The organism is Vibrio sp. 10N.222.48.A3 (assembly GCF_041475345.1).
Lineage (GTDB): Bacteria > Pseudomonadota > Gammaproteobacteria > Enterobacterales > Vibrionaceae > Vibrio > Vibrio tasmaniensis_A.
The window spans coordinates 1-273 of sequence record NZ_JBFRVX010001519.1 but is presented as its reverse complement, the minus strand read 5'-3'; the positions used below and the strand labels follow the sequence as shown (position 1 = coordinate 273).

Genomic DNA, 273 nt, shown 5'->3' with positions numbered 1-273 from the left:
GTGAATATGATGCGGGAACAAGTCTTCAAACTTACGTTTATAGGTTAATTGAACGTGCAGCAGCCCTTCACGCATCGTCGCGCCAGAGGTTTCTTGGAGGAGAGAGCCAAATACAGCGCGGTCATTGTCTAAAATTGAGAGTGCTTTTTCGTATTTGCCCTGCTCTATCAGTTTACTGGCAACATGTTGAGTCAATTCTTGATTGCTAAAACGTACAGTCAGATTAGAACGTTGATTCCTGCCGACTTTTGGCTCCCACACCAACCATTCAGC

1 protein-coding gene is annotated in these 273 nt (G+C 45.1%); it reads right to left on the bottom strand.

Annotation, left to right across the window (positions count from 1 at the left end):
- The coding region (locus tag AB4653_RS27500; protein WP_372105826.1) for an SgrR family transcriptional regulator at positions 1 to 273 on the bottom strand (273 nt) is incomplete at both ends.